Origin of the sequence: Neobacillus niacini, from assembly GCF_023715785.1 — a bacterium.
Taxonomy (GTDB): domain Bacteria; phylum Bacillota; class Bacilli; order Bacillales; family Cytobacillaceae; genus Neobacillus; species Neobacillus niacini_E.
The window spans coordinates 730,597-749,351 of the sequence record NZ_JAMBOX010000001.1; the positions used below are offsets into that span (position 1 = coordinate 730,597).

Genomic DNA, 18,755 nt, shown 5'->3' on the forward strand with positions numbered 1-18,755 from the left:
CTCTTCTCTACTTAATGTAAAACTTATAGCTGTCGCCGATAATAAATAGTCTTGCTATGTGCACAGGCTGTTCGTTTTGATCATATGTGGTTGACTCTTGGAAAAACATCGGTTCACCGCTGGCAATGTTCAACAGCTCGACCTCTTCTTCACTGGCCCTGAAAAGCTCAAGAGTGGTCTCCCCGTTACGAACGGGTCTCAAATTCATTTTTTCCTCTAGTAGTTGGTAAACAGAGCCATCCAAATCTTCATTTAATAACATATGAAATTTCTTATACGAAAAATAGCTGTTTTCAATCATGATGGGGGAATCATCGGCGTATCTCACCCGTTGGATAAATAATAGGGCATCGCCGTCATTAAGCTCGAGCAGCTCTTGCTCCCTTGGTGTCGGCTGAATGATTTCCCGTTTCGTCACTTTGCTTCTGGCTGTCATCCCGTTTGCTTCACAAGCCTCGGTAAAACTTAGAAAATGAACAATCTTGCGCTCGATTTTCCGCTTATTGACAAATGTCCCCTTGCCCTGTTTTTTAACGAGTAGACCTTCCTCTACAAGCTCAAGAATTGCCTTTCTGACCGTAATTCTGCTGACGCTGTACTCCTCGCTCAATTCCGATTCAGTGGGGATCTGATCCCCTGATTTTAATTGGCCATCTGTAATCGAAGCCCGTATTGCTTCCTTTAATTGGATATATAATGGTATTTGAGAGTCCTGTTTTAACAAAATCTTCATCTGCCTTTTTCTAAAAATAAGAAAATAGCGGCATAATACCGCAATTTTCCACCTTAATTCCAAGTATAGATAAATCTATTTCCACTATCAATCTTCGAGAACTTCAGCTAGCGTCGAAAGTGTTTTTTCCACCGCCGCATCGGGATCCTGGACATATTGATAGGAGGTATACTCCAAAGTCAGTGCCCCCTTATAGCCAATTTGGCTTAACTGATCCACGTAGGTTTGCAACGGCAGTACGCCGTCGCCCCAGACAAGATGGCCCTCAGGCTTGCCGTCAATGAAATGGACATGAACCAAATCATCCTTTAATAAGGTGTGATAATCAAGAAAATCCTCATTAGCCAATGCCATCGGAATCGTGTCAATCATACCTTTTAGATGAGGGCTGCCCACTTCATCCAAAATTGCTTTTAATGATTTCGCATCGGTCACTAAATTGGTTTCCACTCTGGTAAGCGGTTCAAAGGCAAGGGTTAACTGCAACTCCTCTGCAACCTTTGCTAACTTCTCCATGGAATCTCTCATCCGTTTCCAGGCTTCACCGCGGTCTTCATTTTCATATCCCCACCCCGGGGTGACGAGAAGCAGCGGCGCCTCCAACTCCTTGGCTGCTTCCGCCGATTTGATAAAGTATTGCAGGCTGAATTCGCGGATCCGCTCCTCTTTCGCTGCCAGATTGATGGGATAAACACATTGTTCCGGAGTAAAACAGACCACCGATAATTCCCGTCTATCAATCTCTTTTTTTACCCTTCGAATCTCTTGCAGGCCCATGTCCTCGACATAAAAATGCGGCGACGCTCCCCACACTTCTATATTTTTAAATTCATAGCGAACCATTGAATCCAAAAAGTATTCGAAAGGATAATGCTTATAGTGGAAATTCATTCCCGTGATTTGATCCCGCCTTAATTTTGCCATCTCCGTCCGTCCCCTCACCCATTATTTTAAAAATGATGCAGTTTGGAATATTTAAACATAATATAACATTATAGTATGTTATAGTCAATTTGCGATTCTCCTTTGTCCTAATAATAAAAATAATCTTCAAAAAAGATTGACAATTATTACAACATAACCTAATATGATGTTATATAATGTATTATTATAACCCTAAGGGTCTAAGGAGGAATAATCAATGGTAAGCTCACAGGTTGTTGTCGATCAACAGGTTCAAAAGGTATTGGATGCTTTGAAAGGACGTACCATTACTCATGTTTATTTTGTGGCATGCGGCGGCTCTTCCGCTATTATGTATCCAAACAAATACATAATGGACCGTGAAGCCAAAAATCTTTCTTCAGATGTCTATAGCTCTAACGAGTTCATTCACCGTAACCCTAGAAAACTGGGTGAAAATTCGCTGGTGATTCTGTGCTCGATGTCAGGTACTACACCCGAAACTGTCCAAGCGGCCACTTTTGCCCGTGAAAAAGGCGCGTTAACGGTCGGTTTTACAAACAATGAAACATCAAAGCTTGCTCAGGAAAGCGAGTTTGTCGTGAAATACGAATGGGCCGAAAAATCCGTTGCTCCCAACACCAACCTTGGTCTGCTCTATCAATTGACTACAGGCGTATTAAGCGTACTAGAAGGCAACGATAAATTCGAGAAAATGGTGGCCAGCCTGCACAATCTCCAGGCCATTTTTGAAAAATCTGCCGAGCAATACAAGGAAAAGGCTTATCAATTTGGCCAGCAATACAAGGATGAAAAAGTCATCTATACAATGGCCAGCGGTGCCAATTATGGAATCGCTTACTCCTACGCCATCTGTATTCTGATGGAAATGCAGTGGATTCACTCAAATGCCGTTCACTCCGGCGAGTACTTCCATGGGCCTTTTGAAATTATTGACAAAGACGTGCCATTTATTATTCTCCTCGGTTTGGACGAAACTCGCCCGCTCGACGAAAGAGCTTTGGCATTCTCAGAGCGCTACGGAGAGAAACTGGTTGTATTGGATGCCAAAGATCTTGATATGACTGGCATTGACGAAGAATTAAAAGGGTATATTGCACCGCTTGTCTTAAATCATGTCCTGCGCCGCTATGCAGAGCAGTTGGCAGAGGCCCGCAACCACCCGCTATCACAAAGAAGATACATGTGGAAAGTCGAGTATTAATAATAGAAGGAAAGCTCCCGGCCTGTCCGGGGGCTTTTTTTTAAATGGACTGCAAAAAACAGGCACCGCTCATTGCCGGTGCCTGCCATCGTTTAATAGTTTAACGCCAGTTTTCTTTCCCGCTTCTTTCCATGACCGAAAGCACCAAAGCGCCCGCATGTTTCTGCCGCTGCTGCCGCCCCTTTCCTCATCGCCTCGAGTACATCTCCATGGGCCACATGCTCCTTTAAAAAGATGGCAATAAAGGTATCGCCGGCGCCCAGGGTGTCCACGACTTCAGCCTCGACAATGCCATAGCTGTATGTCTGCTGGGAATCTGAGAATAACGACCCCTCTGACCCTCTGGTCACTAGGACATACGGCGTTCCCGCTTGATGAACCTTGGCGATCAGCTTGTCGCATTCCGCTGTCGTCAAATCACCGCCGGAAAAAATCGCATATTTAATATTTGGGCAGACAAGCTGTAAATAGTCATCGTCATACTTGGTTGAAAAATCAAAGGAAATATCGATGTACTTTTGCAGCATTGGCAGTTCTGTTTCCAGTGAACTATAGACGCTCGTATGCAATAAAGAAAAGCCATGGATATATTCCAATTCCTCTTCGGTAAAGTTTAATTTCAAGTGTTTTTGGATTCCGCCTTTGTTGGAGCCGACAAACTTCCGGTCCCCCTGTTCATCCAAGGCGACCACCGCCTCGCCGGATGGACCGACAGCACGCCGTACCCTGGATACGTCAAGCTGTTCAAGCTTTAAAGAGTCAACGATATGATCCCCTTCCGCATCATTACCGACAATCCCAATATACGAAACTTCGTCGATGCCATAACGCTTCCAAAATACCGCGACATTCACGGCATTCCCGCCTGGAAACATCTCCTGGCGATCATCATAATAATCTACCACATTATCTCCTACAGCTATTAATCTCATTCCTGTATCCTCCCAAGGTTGATGTATCAAAATATGGCAGACCTCCCACCGAAGCAGGAGGCCATAACAGCCTTTTAGTAGGCGACCGTACGATAATATCTTCTAATCTCTAACGAATGGTTCCGTTTGTCTTCTAAATGGACGCTGATTCTTTGCAGCAAAGTCGAGATCACAATCGGCGATAAATATTGGCGGAACTCTTCGCTGATTCCTGGTAATTCTATATCCTTTGTATCGATTATCGTCAATTTCTTTGTATATCTCTCCGCAAAGCGCTCCACCCTTTCCATCAGCGGGCGGGCCTCATCTTCTCCTTTTAGCAGAAGCATGCTCGTATCTTCCTCTACCAGCTCCAATGTGCCATGGAAAAATTCAGCGGCATGGATCGATTTTGTTTTGATCCATTGCATTTCCTCCAACACGCACATGGCATAGGAGTATGCGCGTCCCCATGTATTTCCGGCGCCGACCACCATATGGTACGGCTCATCTTTATAGGTGACGGCGAAATTTTCGGCCTGCGCTTCAAAGTGTTCCTTCGCGGCCAGCAGCTGTTCCGGCAGCTCCTCCAGCTGTGATGCAAAGGTCACATAGTCAGGGAAATCACCATGCTTATGCATGAGACCAAAAATAAGGAAATAAAGGATTAATTGATTGGAATCGCCGGCAAAATCATTTTCGGCAAAATTGACAATTGGGAAGTCAACCGTATCTGCCAGTGGCTTATTGGCTTCACCCGTCAATCCAATTGTAGTTGCGCCTCTTTCCTTGCAATACTTCGCTGCAGCAACCGTTTCCTGGGTGGTGCCAGATAACGAGGAAAGAATCACCAAAGAATCCTCTGTAAATTGCTTATGGTTTTGAAGTACGAATTCAGCAGCAATTTCGGCATAAGCCGGAATGGTTGAGGTCGAATTGATCATAAATTCGAATGGGTAGAAGGTTGCGATTGCCCCGCCGGAGCCAATCAGAAAAATATTTTTAAAGCCCTTTTGGGATACCTGATCGACAATCTCTTCAATTTGGCCTCTTAATGCTGTTGCATTGCCGGTTACCTGGAGATACTTTTGTTTACTAAAGTTTAACATAGTGTTCCACTCCCTTTATTAGCGAATATTCGACATTTTTCTTAGTATGACGTTTTAAGACGTTATATAGGTGCGCAAGACAGAGGGAATTCCCTCTGCTTAACTTCCATTATCCTTTTACGCTTCCCTCGGCCAACCCGCGGATAAAATGTTTCTGCATTAACAAGAAGACGACGATCAGCGGCAAAGCGGAAATGACCAATCCGGCCATCAATACGCCCCAGTTGGTATTAAGCGCATCTTTAAAGACCAATAAACCGGATGTAATCGGCTTGACGTCTTCTGTTTGAATAAAGAGAATCGAGAATAGGAATTCATTCCACGAATAATAGGCAGTTAAGATCACACCGGTAAACAGGATCGGCTTACTCATCGGCAAATACACTCTCGAAAATACCTGCAAACTAGATGCACCGTCCAGATAGGCCGATTCTTCCAATTCCCTTGGAATCGATAGGAAGAAGGATCGGATTAACAGGACCGTTAAAGGAAGCCGATATGCCGTAAATGTCAATATCAGCGCCCAGTAAGTATCGAAGATTCCCATCTTTTGAATTAATTCATAGAGCGGAATCAAACCGCTTTGCGGCGAGAACATCAGCCCTGCCGATACGAATAACAACAGCCACTTTCCGCCCTTTAATCCCGTTCTCGTCAATCCATAGGCGCACAAGGCACTGACCAAAACTGTCAAAATACAAGTGCCGGCTGTGATAATTAAACTATTAAGGAAATAATCTGAGACTCCTTGCTCCCAAGCGGTTGCGTAATTGGAAAACAGCCATTCCTTCGGCAGTCCCCAGCTATCGTTAAAAATGGCTTGGGTCTCTTTAAAGGAGTTGACAATCATCCAAAACAAAGGATAGGCAATGGCCACAAAGTAAAGGAGCAGAAAGATAAAGATGATTCCAGCTGTCAGCGATAGGCCAGGTTTTCTTTTTACAGTGTGATAGCGTACCTTCGAAACCGCTGCGGACTTCGCTTCGGAAGCTTCCGGTGATTCAATCAGCTTCATTTTTACTCCTCCCCTGTTTTTAAGAACTTGTTCTGGACAAAATAAAAGATCAGCGTAATACCAAGAATGACATTGGCAATCGATGACGCATAGCCTGGTTCATTATCAATAAACGCCTTTTGATAGAGATATGTACTGAACACCTGTGAAGAGTTGCTTGGCCCCCCTTGTGTTAATACATATACTTCACTAAACACTAGAAACGAGCCTGTCACCGTATAGATTAACAGAACAAATGTCATCTCTTTCACTTGCGGAACAGTAATGCTGAAGAAGGCGCGGATCTTTCCTGCCCCATCGATAGTCGCTGCTTCGTACAAGTCGCTGGGAATTTTTTGGACTGCAAGCACATACAACATGACGCAATAGCCGATACTTTGCCATTGCGATACGGCAATAACGGAGTAAATCGATGTATTCGGGTCCCCCAGCCAGCCTCTGGTCCACTCTTCCAGACCGATCGTTTTTAAAAAAGAATTTAATAATCCAACTTCCGGATTATAAATGAAGCTAAAGAGAATCCCAATGACGGTCATCGAAATCAGAACCGGGAGAAAATAGGTTGTTCGAAAGGCAGTGGAAAATTTCCTAAAAATCTTATCCTCCAGTATTGCTGCAATGACCAATCCCAATCCAACCTGAAGGATGACGGAAATGATGGCGTAAAGGAGGTTATTCTTAAGCACCGTATAAAAGACGGGGTCTTTAAAGAGACGAACATAATGATCTACGGAAACAAAACTTCGATCTAAGGTAAATGGATTCCATTCATAAAAGCCATTTACTATATTTCGAACTAACGGATAGTACACAAACAGGGCCATCAAGATGATTGCTGGTGCAATATATAAAATTGGGACTATTCTTGTTCTCTGCATCAATACCCCTCCCATCGTTCCCTATGAAAAATCAGTCGGTTTAAGCGGGCTTGAGCCCCTTAAACCGACATTTTCATAGACTTACTTTTTCACTTGTTTGGCAGCATCCTGAACGGCCTTCATGACTTCCTCCGGCGTCATCGTACCGCCAAGCAATGCTTGGACACCGTCGCCATATGGCTTGAAGATTCTTGTATCTAATGCGCTGTCTGTCCAGATGGCCATGTTTCCTGAATCAATGATCATGTCCATTGCTTTTACTTCCGCTTCAGTTGCAGAATTGGAGTTTACAGCCCCTTTAACCACGCTGGCAAGTCCAGTTTCCTTAATCAATCTTTCGCCATTTGCTTTATTCATCATGAACTTTAGGAATTTAACTGCTTCATCCGGGTGTTTCGACTTGCTGTGAACCATGAAGCCTTCCGGAGCGCCAATTAACCCTTCCTGATCGCCTTTGGCGCCTTCAATTGTTGGCACTTTAAAGGAATCCCACTTAAAGCTTGCATCTTTCAAGAAAGTCAGTTCCAGCGTTTCCATGAAAATAACCGCCGCCTTACCGCCAAGGAACAGGTTTCGCGTTTCATCATGGGCGCTTGCATTTGGATTTTCATTCATGTATGGCCGTAATTCATTCAATTTCTCCAGGGCTTGTACATATCCAGGGTCGGTAAACGCAGCCTGATTATAACTGTGGTCTTTATCAAGCACAGCTTTTGGCACCATTCGTTGGTTCAAGGCGGTTACATAGTGCGCGGCCGCCCATGGGGCCTTGTTTCCGAGAAGCAGTGGAGTCGTACCGCTCTTTTTGATGGTATCCAGTACGGTAATAAATTCGGACCATGTCGTTGGTGCCTTTAAACCTAACTTATCAAATACTTCTTTGTTGTAGACGAATACCTTACTATCGGTAAATAGCGGTACACCGTATACTTTGTCATTTTGTTTGAAGAATTCTACCTGTGATTCAATCAATTGGCTTGACCACTCTGTGTCATCCTCATAGTACTTGGTCAAGTCGAGCGCGACACCATCGCGAATGAACTTTTGCCCATACTCACCAGCCCAGCTAAAGAAAACATCCGGCGGGTTTTTGCTGCCAAGAATCACGTTTGCTTTTTGCTTATAATCGTCATTTAGCGCTGTAACCTCTTCGATCTTAATGTTTTTATTTTCTTTTTCATACTCTTCAATTACACTTTTAAAATAAGACTTGTAAGGTTCATTTGGCCAGCGGTAGAAGAAAGTAATGGTCGTCTTTCCATCTTTGCTTGCCTCGCTGCTGGAATCCTTGGACGTACATCCGATTAACAGAGACATGACAAATACGATTGCAATTGCTATATTCACCCAACGTTTCATACAAAAACCCCCTATACATTTATAAATTCAAATCAAACCCGATTAACCGCTTTCATTTCTGCCGAGTTTTCTTAAGATTACCCCTGAGATGCCCTCCCCCTTCCGAATCATTTCGTTGTTGTTTGACCAGTTGTATTATAATATATTATTACATGTTATAATGAATGCGGTCAATATCGAAATATCGAAAACTTTCAAACAATTTGTGTATTTATCTTGAACTTTTATAAAAAGTAAAAAAACCCCTCCAGCCGACTCCAAAAAGCCAGCCAAAGGGGTTTTCATATAAACTCGGTCGCCCGAGCAAAAAATCAAAAATTATTTACTTTCCGCTATCGTCAAACGATTGATGGCACGGCGGAGCGCTAGCTCGGCACGCTTGAAATCGATATGCTCCAGTTTCGCATCCTTCATTCGCTGCTCGGCACGTTCCTTCGCTCTAGAGGCGCGTTCCACGTCGATCGCAGATGCCATTTCAGCAGCCTGTGCCAACACGGTCACCTGTTCGGGGCGAACCTCGAGAAATCCGCCGCTGACGGCGATAAACTCGGTTTTGCCATCCTTTTTCAGGCGGACAGAGCCAATTTCGAGCGGAGCGACCATCGGCACGTGACCAGGCAAAATCCCTAGCTCACCGGTAAGAGCTTTCGTACTAACCATTTCCACATCTGATTCATACACCGGGCCATCGGGAGATACAACACTGACTTTCATCGTCTTCATTTTTTACCCTCCCTGACAGGATTAAACCTCTACGCCCATGCGTTTTGCGGCTTCAACCACATCTTCAATACGGCCGACAAGACGGAACGCATCTTCTGGAAGATGGTCATATTTACCTTCGAGGATTTCCTTGAATCCGCGAACAGTTTCCTTAACAGGAACGTATGAACCCGGCTGACCAGTGAACTGTTCAGCAACGTGGAAGTTTTGTGATAAGAAGAACTGGATCCGGCGGGCACGGTGCACGACTAACTTGTCCTCGTCACCAAGTTCATCCATACCGAGGATTGCGATGATATCTTGCAATTCACGGTAACGCTGTAATGTTTGCTGCACTTTACGAGCTACCTCGTAGTGCTCTTCGCCAACAACCTCAGGTGTTAAGGCACGAGAAGTTGAAGCAAGCGGGTCCACCGCAGGGTAGATACCCATTTCAGAAAGCTTACGCTCAAGGTTTGTTGTTGCATCCAAGTGCGCGAAAGTTGTTGCCGGAGCCGGGTCAGTATAGTCATCGGCTGGTACGTAAATCGCTTGGATGGATGTAACAGAACCTTTATTAGTTGAAGTAATACGTTCCTGCAATTTACCCATTTCAGTTGCAAGTGTCGGCTGGTAACCTACCGCAGATGGCATACGGCCAAGCAACGCGGAAACCTCGGAACCTGCTTGCGTGAAACGGAAGATGTTATCGATGAAGAACAACACGTCTTGTCCTTGCTCATCACGGAAATATTCAGCCATAGTCAAACCAGTCAGGGCTACACGCATACGTGCTCCTGGCGGCTCGTTCATCTGACCGAATACCATCGCTGTTTTGCTAATAACGCCTGAATCTGTCATTTCATGATACAGGTCGTTTCCTTCACGAGTACGCTCACCAACGCCGGCGAATACGGAAATACCGCCGTGCTCCTGGGCGATGTTGTTGATTAACTCCTGAATTAATACGGTTTTACCTACACCGGCACCACCGAACAGGCCGATCTTACCACCCTTGATGTACGGAGCAAGCAAGTCTACTACTTTAATACCTGTTTCAAGAATTTCTACCTGTGTAGAAAGGTTTTCAAATGTTGGCGCTTCGCGGTGAATCGAATCACGGCGCTCGCTTGCCGGAATTTCTTCCTTAAGGTCGATTACATCACCTAACACGTTAAATACACGGCCTAATGTAGGGTTACCAACCGGAACCGAAATCGGACGACCAGTATCCTCTACCTCCAACCCGCGAACTAATCCGTCAGTAGATGACATCGCGATCGTACGTACCGTGTCATCACCTAGGTGAAGAGCTACTTCAAGGGTTAAATCGATATCAACCTCTGAAGCATTTTGCGCTTTTTTGACAATTCTTAATGCATTATAGATCTCAGGAAGATGGCCGTTTTCGAACTTAACGTCAACAACCGGACCCATAATCTGAAGAACATGTCCTTTGCTCATCGTTTTCCCTCCTAACTTACTCTGTTAAAACCAAACCTGTATAGTAAAAACGAACATTTCTTTTTCAAAAATGCACTCTACTCAAGCGCTGCAGCACCGCCGACGATTTCGGTGATTTCCTGTGTGATGGCGGCTTGGCGCGCACGGTTGTAGCTCAGCGTGTAACTGCGAATCAGTTCGCTGGCGTTATCGGTCGCGTTGCGCATCGCGGTCATCCGGGCAGCATGCTCACTGGCTTTGCTGTCAAGCAGGGCACCGTAAATCAAGCTCTCTGCGTATTGCGGCAGGAGAACTTTGAGAATTTCTTCGGCATTCGGCTCAAATTCATAGGAAGTGAGCTTGTGAGAAGTTGTCAGATCCGTTAACGGAAGCAGCTTCTTCTCGGTAACTTCCTGTGAAATCGCGCTGATATAGTGACTGTAATAGATATATAGTTCATCGAATGTGCTGTCCTCGAACATGCCAACGGTTGCGCTAGTCAGGTCTTTAATGTCCTGGAAGCTTGGCTGGTCGGATACTCCGACGATTTCCAGCGCTACGTTATAGCCGCGCTTGACAAAAAAGTCACGCGCAACCCGGCCGATGGCGATGATGGCGAACTCATCATTCGATTTATGACGACTTTGGATTGTTTGATGGACTTTACGGATGACGTTACTGTTGAACGCGCCGGCCAGTCCACGGTCGGATGTCATGACGATATAGCCGGTCTTTTTTACCGGACGATGCTGCAGCATTGGATGAACTACGCCGCCTGCGCCGATTGCGATCGATGCTGTAACCTCCTGGATTTTTTCCATATAAGGCACGAACGATTTCGCATTCAGGACGCCGCGGTTCCACTTCGCCGCCGAGGTCATCTCCATCGCTTTGGTAATCTGGCTCGTCTTTTTCGTCGAGTTAATCCGATTTTTAATATCGCGTAATGATGCCATTGGTTCTCACCACCCTCATTTAAAGAAATGTTGGGCTCGGGGAAGCGGCGCGTTTGCGCAATCGCCCACCCAAAGCCATTCTAAAAATTAGACTCTATTATTCAGAAGCGGCAAACGTCTTTTTGAAGGCGTTGATTGCTTCAGCCATATCTTCGTCGGCCGGAAGGTCCTTCGTATTCGTGATATGGTCTAACAGGTCTTTGCGGTTGGTGTCTAACCAGCTATGGAATTCCGATTCAAAACGACGGATATCCTGTAATGGAATATCATCAAGGAATCCACGTGTTAACGCATAAAGGATCGCAACCTGCTTTTCAACTGAAAGCGGCTTATTTAAATCCTGCTTTAGAACCTCAACGGTACGGGCACCACGAGCAAGCTTTGCCTGAGTCGCTTTATCCAGGTCAGAACCGAACTGGGCAAATGCCTCAAGCTCACGGTAAGAAGCAAGGTCAAGACGGAGTGTACCGGCAACCTTCTTCATCGCCTTGATTTGTGCCGAGCCACCTACACGGGATACGGAAAGACCTGCGTTGATCGCTGGACGTACACCGGAGAAGAATAGGTCTGACTGCAAGAAAATCTGTCCATCGGTGATGGAGATAACGTTTGTTGGGATATAAGCAGAAACGTCCCCTGCTTGTGTTTCAATAAATGGCAATGCCGTAATTGAACCGCCACCAAGTGAATCATTTAATTTTGCAGCGCGCTCAAGTAAGCGTGAGTGCAAGTAGAATACATCCCCTGGATAGGCTTCACGGCCTGGAGGACGGCGAAGTAACAAGGAAAGCTCACGGTACGCGGATGCTTGTTTTGTTAAGTCATCATATACGATTAATACGTGCTTGCCGTTGAACATGAACTCTTCACCCATCGCAACCCCTGCATATGGAGCTAAGAACAGCATCGGTGCTGGCTGTGATGCAGATGCAGACACAACGATGGAGTATTCCAACGCACCGTTTTTACGAAGAGTTTCAACCGCGTTACGTACAGTTGATTCCTTTTGTCCAATTGCTACATAGATACAGATCATGTCTTGACCTTTTTGGTTGATGATTGTATCGATGGCTACGGAAGTTTTACCAGTTTGACGGTCACCGATGATCAACTCACGCTGGCCGCGTCCGATTGGCACAAGGGCGTCAATCGCTTTAATACCAGTTTGCAGCGGCTCATGAACGGATTTACGAGCCATAACGCCTGTTGCTACTTGCTCAACAGGGCGGGTTTTTTTGGCATTGATTGGACCCATGCCGTCAATTGGTTGTCCCAGTGAGTTTACAACACGTCCAATTAGTTCCTCACCAACCGGAACCTCCATGATGCGTCCTGTACGACGAACCTCGTCACCTTCTTTAATTTCAGTGAAAGGTCCAAGAATGATGATACCGACGTTATTTTCTTCAAGGTTCTGTGCCATACCCATAACGCCGTTTGCGAATTCAACAAGTTCTCCTGCCATGACATTGTCAAGGCCGTGAACACGTGCGATACCGTCACCGACAGAGATAACTGTACCGACATCGGTCACGTGAATTTCTGCCTGATAGTTTTCAATCTGCTTTTTTATCAGGGCGCTGATTTCTTCAGCTTTGATGCTCATGAGTTTCACCCCTAATCTTTCGGATCTATGAGTATTTTTTCAACATTCGACTTTGAGAATTGTCCAGCTCCAGCGACCAGCGTCTAGTGTCCTTCGCTCTTCTCCCTACGATAAGTCAACATCGAATCGCTCCGCTCTTCGTGTTTCCTTTATCTCAGTCAAAGCGCTCCAGGCCATACGCCGCTAAACGGTCGCTTCCGCTTTTCTGTTTAGCCTAACAATTTTCTTTCAAGACGGTCTAACTTGCCGCGCAATGACCCGTCATATATACGATTTCCGATGCGAAGCTTTAAGCCTCCGAGCAAATCGGAATCCACGTAGTTTTCAATCTTCAGTGAGCTCTTGCCAATTTTTGCAGCAAAAACAGCGGATAAAGCCTGACGTTCCGCGTCAGAAAGCGGACGAGTGCTTGTCACTTCAGCCTCAGCAATACCCAGTTCCTGATTGGCCAGCTCAATGTATTCGTTTGCCACATTGACAATTTCGCCTTCACGGTGGCGGTCAATCAAAATCAACATCGTATTTAACACATACTGATTAACTGCTGCAAATGCCTGCGTCACAATCTCTTTTTTCTTATCAATCGTAAGCTTGGAAGATTTCAAGACAGCATTTAGCTCCGGCGTGTATTGGAGGACTTCCTTGACAACGCGAAGTTCCGCCTCTAACTCAGTCAGAAGCCGCTGTTCTTTGGCGATTTGTAAAAGAGCAAGCGCATAGCGTTTTGCTACCATTGAGCTGCTCATCGGATATCTCCCGCCTCTTGAATGTATTCGTTAATGAGTTTATCTTGGTCGGCTGCATTCAATTCTTTCTCAATCACTTTAGAGGCAATTAAGACAGACAGATGCGCCACTTGTTCGCGAATTGCAGCAACTGCTTTTTCCTTCTGCTGCTCGATTTCAAGCTTCGCGCCCTCTTTCAAGCGCTCTGCTTCTGCACGGGCGGCGGCAATGATTTCTTCACGCTGCACATCGCCTTGCTTTCTCGCATTTTCCATCATAGATTGCGCTTCGTTGCGCGCTTCTTTTAAAAGATTGCGTTGTTCTTCCAATAGTTTTGCTGCTTCTTTGCGGCTATTTTCCGCTGCTGTGATTTCGCCAGCCACATGCTCTTCACGCTGTTTCATGATGCCCATCAACGGACCCCATGCAAACTTCTTGAGCAAGAGCATTAACACGATAAACATCGCAAGCTGGAACACGATATCACCAGTATTGATTCCACTGTGTTCAGCAGCAGCACCTAAAACTAGACTGCTTGTAGTTAACACCTCGGGTTCACTCCCTTCAAGAGTCATTCCTCTATATCAGATCAGTTATTTTCAATTTAAAATATTACCAACATCACTACCATACATAACAGAATGGCGAAGGTTCACACGAATGATCTTCGCCATTTTTTGACCAACGTAAGCGTTGATTATTGACCTTGAACCATGAACGCGATAACAACCGCGATGATCGGAATCGCCTCAACTAACGCTACCCCGATGAACATTGTTGTTTGAAGCATACCGCGAGCTTCTGGCTGACGAGCGATACCTTCTACTGTTTTAGATACGATAAGACCGTTACCAATACCAGCACCTAGTGCTGCTAAACCGATTGCAATTGCTGCTGCTAAAAGACCCATTTGAATATTTCCTCCTTTAAATGTATGAATAAATAAATTTGATTGGGTTTATATTAATGGTCGCTGCTCACTTTATGAGACAAGTACACCATCGTTAACATTGTGAAAATGAATGCTTGGATTGCGCCTACAAACACGGAGAAGCCTTGCCATGCAAGCGTTGGTAAGATAGCGGCAAGATGTCCGCCCACACCAGTCGCAAGTCCTCCTGCTAGTAAAGTCAATAATATTTCACCCGCGTAAATGTTACCGTAAAGACGGAGACCGAGAGTCAGAGTATTCGCAAACTCCTCGATAATCTTAATTGGGAACATAAACCAGAACGGTTTGAAGAATTCCTTCCCGTATGCGGCTGTTCCTTTCAGCTTTACGCCGTAATAGTGAGACAGGCCCACGATTAATGTTGCCAGTGTCAGCGTTACCGCTGGATCGGCTGTTGGTGATTTCCACCATAGTACGCCGTCGACCACGACAGAGAATGGAAGTCCCAGCATATTCGCCACAAAGATATACATGATGATGGTGATTCCAAGTACATGGAACCGGCCGCCATCCTTCCAATCCATTGTACTGTTGATGATATTTTTCACAAAATCCATGATCCATTCCATGAAGTTTTGCATGCCTGTCGGCTTCATCGCCAGTCGTCTTGTTGACAGAACGGCAAGTAAAAAGACAATTGCAGATGCAACCGTAATCATCAGCACGTTTGCCAGGTTAAATTGGAGACCCAGAAATGTAACTATCGGATTTTCATGATGCAACAGTATTCACCTCGCTTCCCCCGCTATTTATGTATTTTTTACTGAGTGTATAAAAAAATCTATCATAATGACAATATAGGATGTCATTAATCCTATAACCACACTGATGAGGTGAAACTGTTCGGGATACCTCATCGCCACGACAACAGCGAGTGCTCCTGTTGCCAGCCTTGAAAAAGATCCGAGTGAGCGGACTTTTTCCCCTTTCAGTACCTTTTCCCCGAATTGGTCCGTTTTTCTGACCATCAACCACAAATTAAAGAGGCTCAAACTCGTCCCAAAAATCAACCCCAAAAAGATTGATTTGTAAGCGGTGAACCCCCAGCCAAGTACATAAATAGATAATAAATAAAACATCCATCTTCGTTGTCTCGAGAACATCGCTTGTAATTCGGGCATGGCTGCTTAATCTCCTGAAAAGAAATGACGGACTGACACCAACATCGAGTATATGCCTGCGGCAAGCCCAATGAACAATCCGATTATTAAGAAAATTGGTTCTGTGCCCCAGTGCTTATCCAGCCACTTGCCAGCAAAAACACCGATTAAGGTGCACCCGGCCAGACTGGCGAGAATCGTGGACATAAGAGCCATCGCCGTAAATGGATTGCGGTCTTTTTTCATAAGAAAATCATCCTCACGATCAGAGAATGAAGTGCTATGTAAAGTGGTAATTGGGAATTAGGTTTGCCGGCTTTGCGGCAGGTAAAAATGGCAGAATTCCGATGAAAACCCTATCATTTACACCCTTTGTTAGCATACAATAGGCACCCTGCAATGTCAATGAATTTAGTGAATTAATCCACAAACAATTTCCCGCTATTTTTACCCATTCACTGTGACTTACATCACTTTTATTTTATTGGAAAAAATGGCTGGAATTTGACTATTTTGTGTCTATTTTGTGAACTTTTTAGTTTTTTGGTGTCAGGCACCAATGTGGATAATTCTAACAGTGTGGATTTGTGGATAGGTTTAATTTCAGTTTTATTTCCCAAACAGAGGCCCTGGTGTCAAGGGCCTCCGATGAAGATCATGGTTTCGATGAAGTCTTCCTTGCCGGCCTTTTTGGCGAAGACTTTGGCCAGGAAGGTTCCTTTGTACGGCACGTCTGCCTCGGCGAATTCCTTTTGGATTAACCCCTTTTTAACATTGGTGCTTGTGTCGAGGAAGCCAAGGAAACGGTAATCGTTCGGGTCGAACAGCGCGATGCCAAACTCCTCCGCTCCGCCCGGGACATACACCTCATAGCGATATGTTCCCGGCTGATCCCCTTCGCCAAAGTCAAAGCCCATAATCCTTGGATACCCCGGCTCCTCCAACACATATAAAAACGGGACATGAATGATTGCGGACCCCGCCTGCAATTTTAGAAAGCCATCATGGATTTTTTCCTTAAAAACCAGCGGGTCAACGGCAAGCTCCACTTTCACATCCCGAGTTTCCCCCGGTCCAAGCGTAAAGGACAGCGGCATCCGCCATTCCAACCCAGCAACATGCTGAGGAACCTCAAAGGAATACCGCTGTGGCTTGCCCCCCACATTTTCAACATGCAGCACCGCCGTGTGGATATTGCTGCTGTCGGTAAATTTTCCAAATCGGATGCTACCCGGTGTAACGAGCGATTGTGTCTTGATTGCTTCATCGACTTGAATCCGGCCAGCCCCTTGCTCATAGGTGCGGTAATATGGAGCAGAGGTTGGAGCCGGGTCCTTTTTACCCAGGTCAATCTTTATCTTGGGGCGGGTTCCGCCATTGGTCCCGGTTTCCCCCTTCACCAACGGTTTTGCCGTATTCATCAGCGCTGCCTTGATTTGCTCGGGCGACCAGTCGGGGTGAGCCTGCTTAATCAACGCACAGGCACCGGCGACATGCGGTGCGGCCATGCTCGTCCCCTGCAGCGACAAATACCCGCCCGGAACCGTTGAATTGATCGCCACTCCCGGAGCGACAAGGTCGGGCTTAATTTCCCATGTATCGGTCACCGGCCCGCGCGAGCTAAAGTCCGCCATCCTGTCCCGCTCCTCCTTGACCGTAGCCCTTGCCCCCAGCTCCTTCGCTTGAAGTTCTTTTCGTAAAATTTCCCCCTCACGCTTGGTGATGGCCCCAATCGGAATGTCGGTGGACGAATCTAGATTGCCGATAAAGCTGCCGCTCATGTTGTTGGCCACGATTACGGCCCGTGCCCCCGCCTCCCTAGCATTTTCAGCTTTTTCCTGAAAGGTTATTTGACCCCGTTTCATCAGGACCATTTTCCCCTGAACGTTCTTTAACTCCGTCCTTTTGCCGAACCCGCCGTCAACCAACTGAAGCGAGCGGTCAATGTTCCAGTCCGCCGAGCCTTCCATCGGCTGGACCACAACCGGTTCACGGATTCCTTCTATTAATAAATGCGGAATGCCCATTGTCGGGGTCGAGGCGCCGACGGATATCGCCTTAGTCGATGTCCCCGGGGAACCGACGGTCCAGACATTCGGACCGGAATTACCCGACGCCGCCACTGCGACAATCCCTTTGTCGACCGCATTGTCCAGCGCCTGGCTGATCGGCAGGTCCGGACCGTTGATGCTGTTCCCGAGCGACAGGTTCATAATGTCGACCTTATCTTTAATGGCCTGTTCAATCGCCGCCAACACCTGCTCGGTTGTTCCGCCGCCACCCGGCCCAAGCGCGCGGTATGCTAGGATTTTTGCCTCTGGCGCGACGCCCATGATTTTTCCATTGCCGGCAATAATTCCGGCGACATGGGTGCCATGAATCGTCGCGTGCCCGGTCGTAAGTGTCTCCATCGGGTCGTTGTCATTGTCAACCAAGTCGTGCCCGCCCGCATAGCTTCGGCGCAGGTCCGGGTGGGTATAATCAACACCAGTATCAATCACCGCCACCGTCACACCCTTGCCAGTCAGCCGTTCATTCTTTTTTGAAAAAATACCGCGCGCACCATGACCGCCAATGATTTTGACACTTTCTTCTGTTCCCACCCGGTACTCGGACACTGGCGAAACATGGGTTACCGTGGCTTGTTTTGCGAGCTGGTCGATTGCCTCTGGGCTGCCTTCAACGGAAAAACCGTTAAGTGCTTCTTGAAAAATTCGTCTCAGTTTGATGTGTTTATAGGGTTGGAGCAGCTGTTTGATTTCCTGGTCGGACTGAGGTTGATCCAGCATCACAATTGCCACGGTTTTTTCCGTTGTTTTCGGGATCGGCGGATGATTCAGGCCGCGTGTATGTGTGTTTGTGAGGGTTATTGAGGTTTGCAAAGCTAAAATAAATGCAAGAAGCAGTTTCATGATGGAAATTTCCCCTTTTTAGATATCCTTTTCATTGGGTGGGGAAAGTATGCGGTGAGATTACTGAATTTTACCGGCGATTTTGCTGGGTATACCGGCACTTTTACTGATTTTACGACGTTTTTTTGAGTTTATTAGCACTTTTTCAAGGGTTACCGGCACTTTTCAAATTTTCACTGGCAAACTCCTTCGGCTCTCTACGGAAAACTGCCAGGCGCCTAGCCTG

At 46.1% G+C, this 18,755-nt stretch carries 19 protein-coding genes; 1 reads left to right on the plus strand and 18 read right to left on the minus strand.

The genetic code is table 11. The features are described 5' to 3' along the window. Positions 1–7 precede the first annotated feature (7 nt). Both M3234_RS03485 and M3234_RS03490 read right to left on the minus strand, forming a co-directional pair. Positions 8–733 carry a GntR family transcriptional regulator gene (locus M3234_RS03485; RefSeq protein WP_262303338.1) on the minus strand — a complete coding sequence of 242 codons (726 nt, stop codon included), beginning with the start codon at positions 731–733 and terminating at the stop codon, positions 8–10. A gap of 87 nt (positions 734–820) precedes the next feature. Next, positions 821–1,657, minus strand: a complete 837-nt coding sequence (locus M3234_RS03490; protein WP_262303339.1) for a sugar phosphate isomerase/epimerase family protein — start codon at positions 1,655–1,657, stop codon at positions 821–823. 217 nt (positions 1,658–1,874) lie between these two features. Here M3234_RS03490 and M3234_RS03495 point away from each other — a divergent pair, with 217 nt between their 5' ends. Beyond that, on the plus strand, positions 1,875–2,861 hold the full coding sequence (locus tag M3234_RS03495) for an SIS domain-containing protein (protein WP_262303340.1): 987 nt from the start codon (positions 1,875–1,877) through the stop codon (positions 2,859–2,861). A 92-nt stretch (positions 2,862–2,953) separates the two neighbouring features. On the opposite strand, the gene M3234_RS03500 is transcribed toward M3234_RS03495, so the two are convergent. The 16 genes from M3234_RS03500 to M3234_RS03575 all read right to left on the minus strand — a co-directional run bounded on the left by M3234_RS03500 (position 2,954) and on the right by M3234_RS03575 (position 18,529). Then, complete coding sequence (locus M3234_RS03500; protein WP_262303341.1) at positions 2,954–3,793, minus strand: PfkB family carbohydrate kinase; 840 nt, start codon at positions 3,791–3,793, stop codon at positions 2,954–2,956. A gap of 74 nt (positions 3,794–3,867) precedes the next feature. Next, positions 3,868–4,881: an SIS domain-containing protein gene (locus M3234_RS03505; RefSeq protein WP_262303342.1), complete on the minus strand. Its 1,014-nt coding sequence runs from the start codon at positions 4,879–4,881 to the stop codon at positions 3,868–3,870. Between the two features lie 109 nt (positions 4,882–4,990). Further along, positions 4,991–5,896, minus strand: coding sequence for a carbohydrate ABC transporter permease (locus tag M3234_RS03510; protein WP_262303343.1), 906 nt, complete (start codon positions 5,894–5,896; stop codon positions 4,991–4,993). Positions 5,897–5,898: 2 nt separating this feature from the next. Next, the gene (locus tag M3234_RS03515) at positions 5,899–6,777 is read right to left on the minus strand and encodes a carbohydrate ABC transporter permease (RefSeq protein WP_262303344.1); all 879 of its coding nucleotides are present in this window, start codon (positions 6,775–6,777) and stop codon (positions 5,899–5,901) included. 78 nt (positions 6,778–6,855) lie between these two features. Next, positions 6,856–8,133 (minus strand): ABC transporter substrate-binding protein, encoded by a 1,278-nt coding sequence (locus M3234_RS03520; protein WP_262303345.1) that lies wholly within the window; start codon positions 8,131–8,133, stop codon positions 6,856–6,858. 318 nt (positions 8,134–8,451) lie between these two features. Beyond that, positions 8,452–8,856 (minus strand): F0F1 ATP synthase subunit epsilon, encoded by a 405-nt coding sequence (locus M3234_RS03525; protein ID WP_262303346.1) that lies wholly within the window; start codon positions 8,854–8,856, stop codon positions 8,452–8,454. Between the two features lie 21 nt (positions 8,857–8,877). Continuing rightward, entirely contained in the window at positions 8,878–10,299 is a 1,422-nt protein-coding gene (gene atpD / locus M3234_RS03530; protein ID WP_262303347.1) for a F0F1 ATP synthase subunit beta, read from the minus strand. A 77-nt stretch (positions 10,300–10,376) separates the two neighbouring features. Then, positions 10,377–11,234 carry an ATP synthase F1 subunit gamma gene (gene atpG / locus M3234_RS03535; protein WP_262303348.1) on the minus strand — a complete coding sequence of 286 codons (858 nt, stop codon included), beginning with the start codon at positions 11,232–11,234 and terminating at the stop codon, positions 10,377–10,379. 97 nt (positions 11,235–11,331) lie between these two features. Continuing rightward, positions 11,332–12,840, minus strand: coding sequence for a F0F1 ATP synthase subunit alpha (gene atpA, locus M3234_RS03540; protein WP_262303349.1), 1,509 nt, complete (start codon positions 12,838–12,840; stop codon positions 11,332–11,334). 209 nt (positions 12,841–13,049) lie between these two features. Then, positions 13,050–13,586, minus strand: a complete 537-nt coding sequence (locus M3234_RS03545; RefSeq protein ID WP_262303350.1) for a F0F1 ATP synthase subunit delta — start codon at positions 13,584–13,586, stop codon at positions 13,050–13,052. Continuing rightward, the gene (locus M3234_RS03550; protein WP_262303351.1) at positions 13,583–14,140 is read right to left on the minus strand and encodes a F0F1 ATP synthase subunit B; all 558 of its coding nucleotides are present in this window, start codon (positions 14,138–14,140) and stop codon (positions 13,583–13,585) included. The genes M3234_RS03545 and M3234_RS03550 overlap by 4 nt, the downstream gene beginning before the upstream one ends. A 122-nt stretch (positions 14,141–14,262) precedes the next feature. Continuing rightward, complete coding sequence (atpE, locus tag M3234_RS03555; protein WP_053368380.1) at positions 14,263–14,475, minus strand: F0F1 ATP synthase subunit C; 213 nt, start codon at positions 14,473–14,475, stop codon at positions 14,263–14,265. Positions 14,476–14,528: 53 nt separating this feature from the next. After that, positions 14,529–15,239, minus strand: coding sequence for a F0F1 ATP synthase subunit A (atpB, locus tag M3234_RS03560; RefSeq protein ID WP_262303352.1), 711 nt, complete (start codon positions 15,237–15,239; stop codon positions 14,529–14,531). Positions 15,240–15,266: 27 nt separating this feature from the next. Further along, the gene (locus M3234_RS03565) at positions 15,267–15,638 is read right to left on the minus strand and encodes an ATP synthase subunit I (protein WP_262303353.1); all 372 of its coding nucleotides are present in this window, start codon (positions 15,636–15,638) and stop codon (positions 15,267–15,269) included. 6 nt (positions 15,639–15,644) lie between these two features. Continuing rightward, on the minus strand, positions 15,645–15,863 hold the full coding sequence (locus M3234_RS03570) for an AtpZ/AtpI family protein (protein WP_262303354.1): 219 nt from the start codon (positions 15,861–15,863) through the stop codon (positions 15,645–15,647). Positions 15,864–16,252: 389 nt separating this feature from the next. After that, positions 16,253–18,529: a S8 family serine peptidase gene (locus M3234_RS03575; protein ID WP_285858220.1), complete on the minus strand. Its 2,277-nt coding sequence runs from the start codon at positions 18,527–18,529 to the stop codon at positions 16,253–16,255. Positions 18,530–18,755 lie beyond the last annotated feature (226 nt).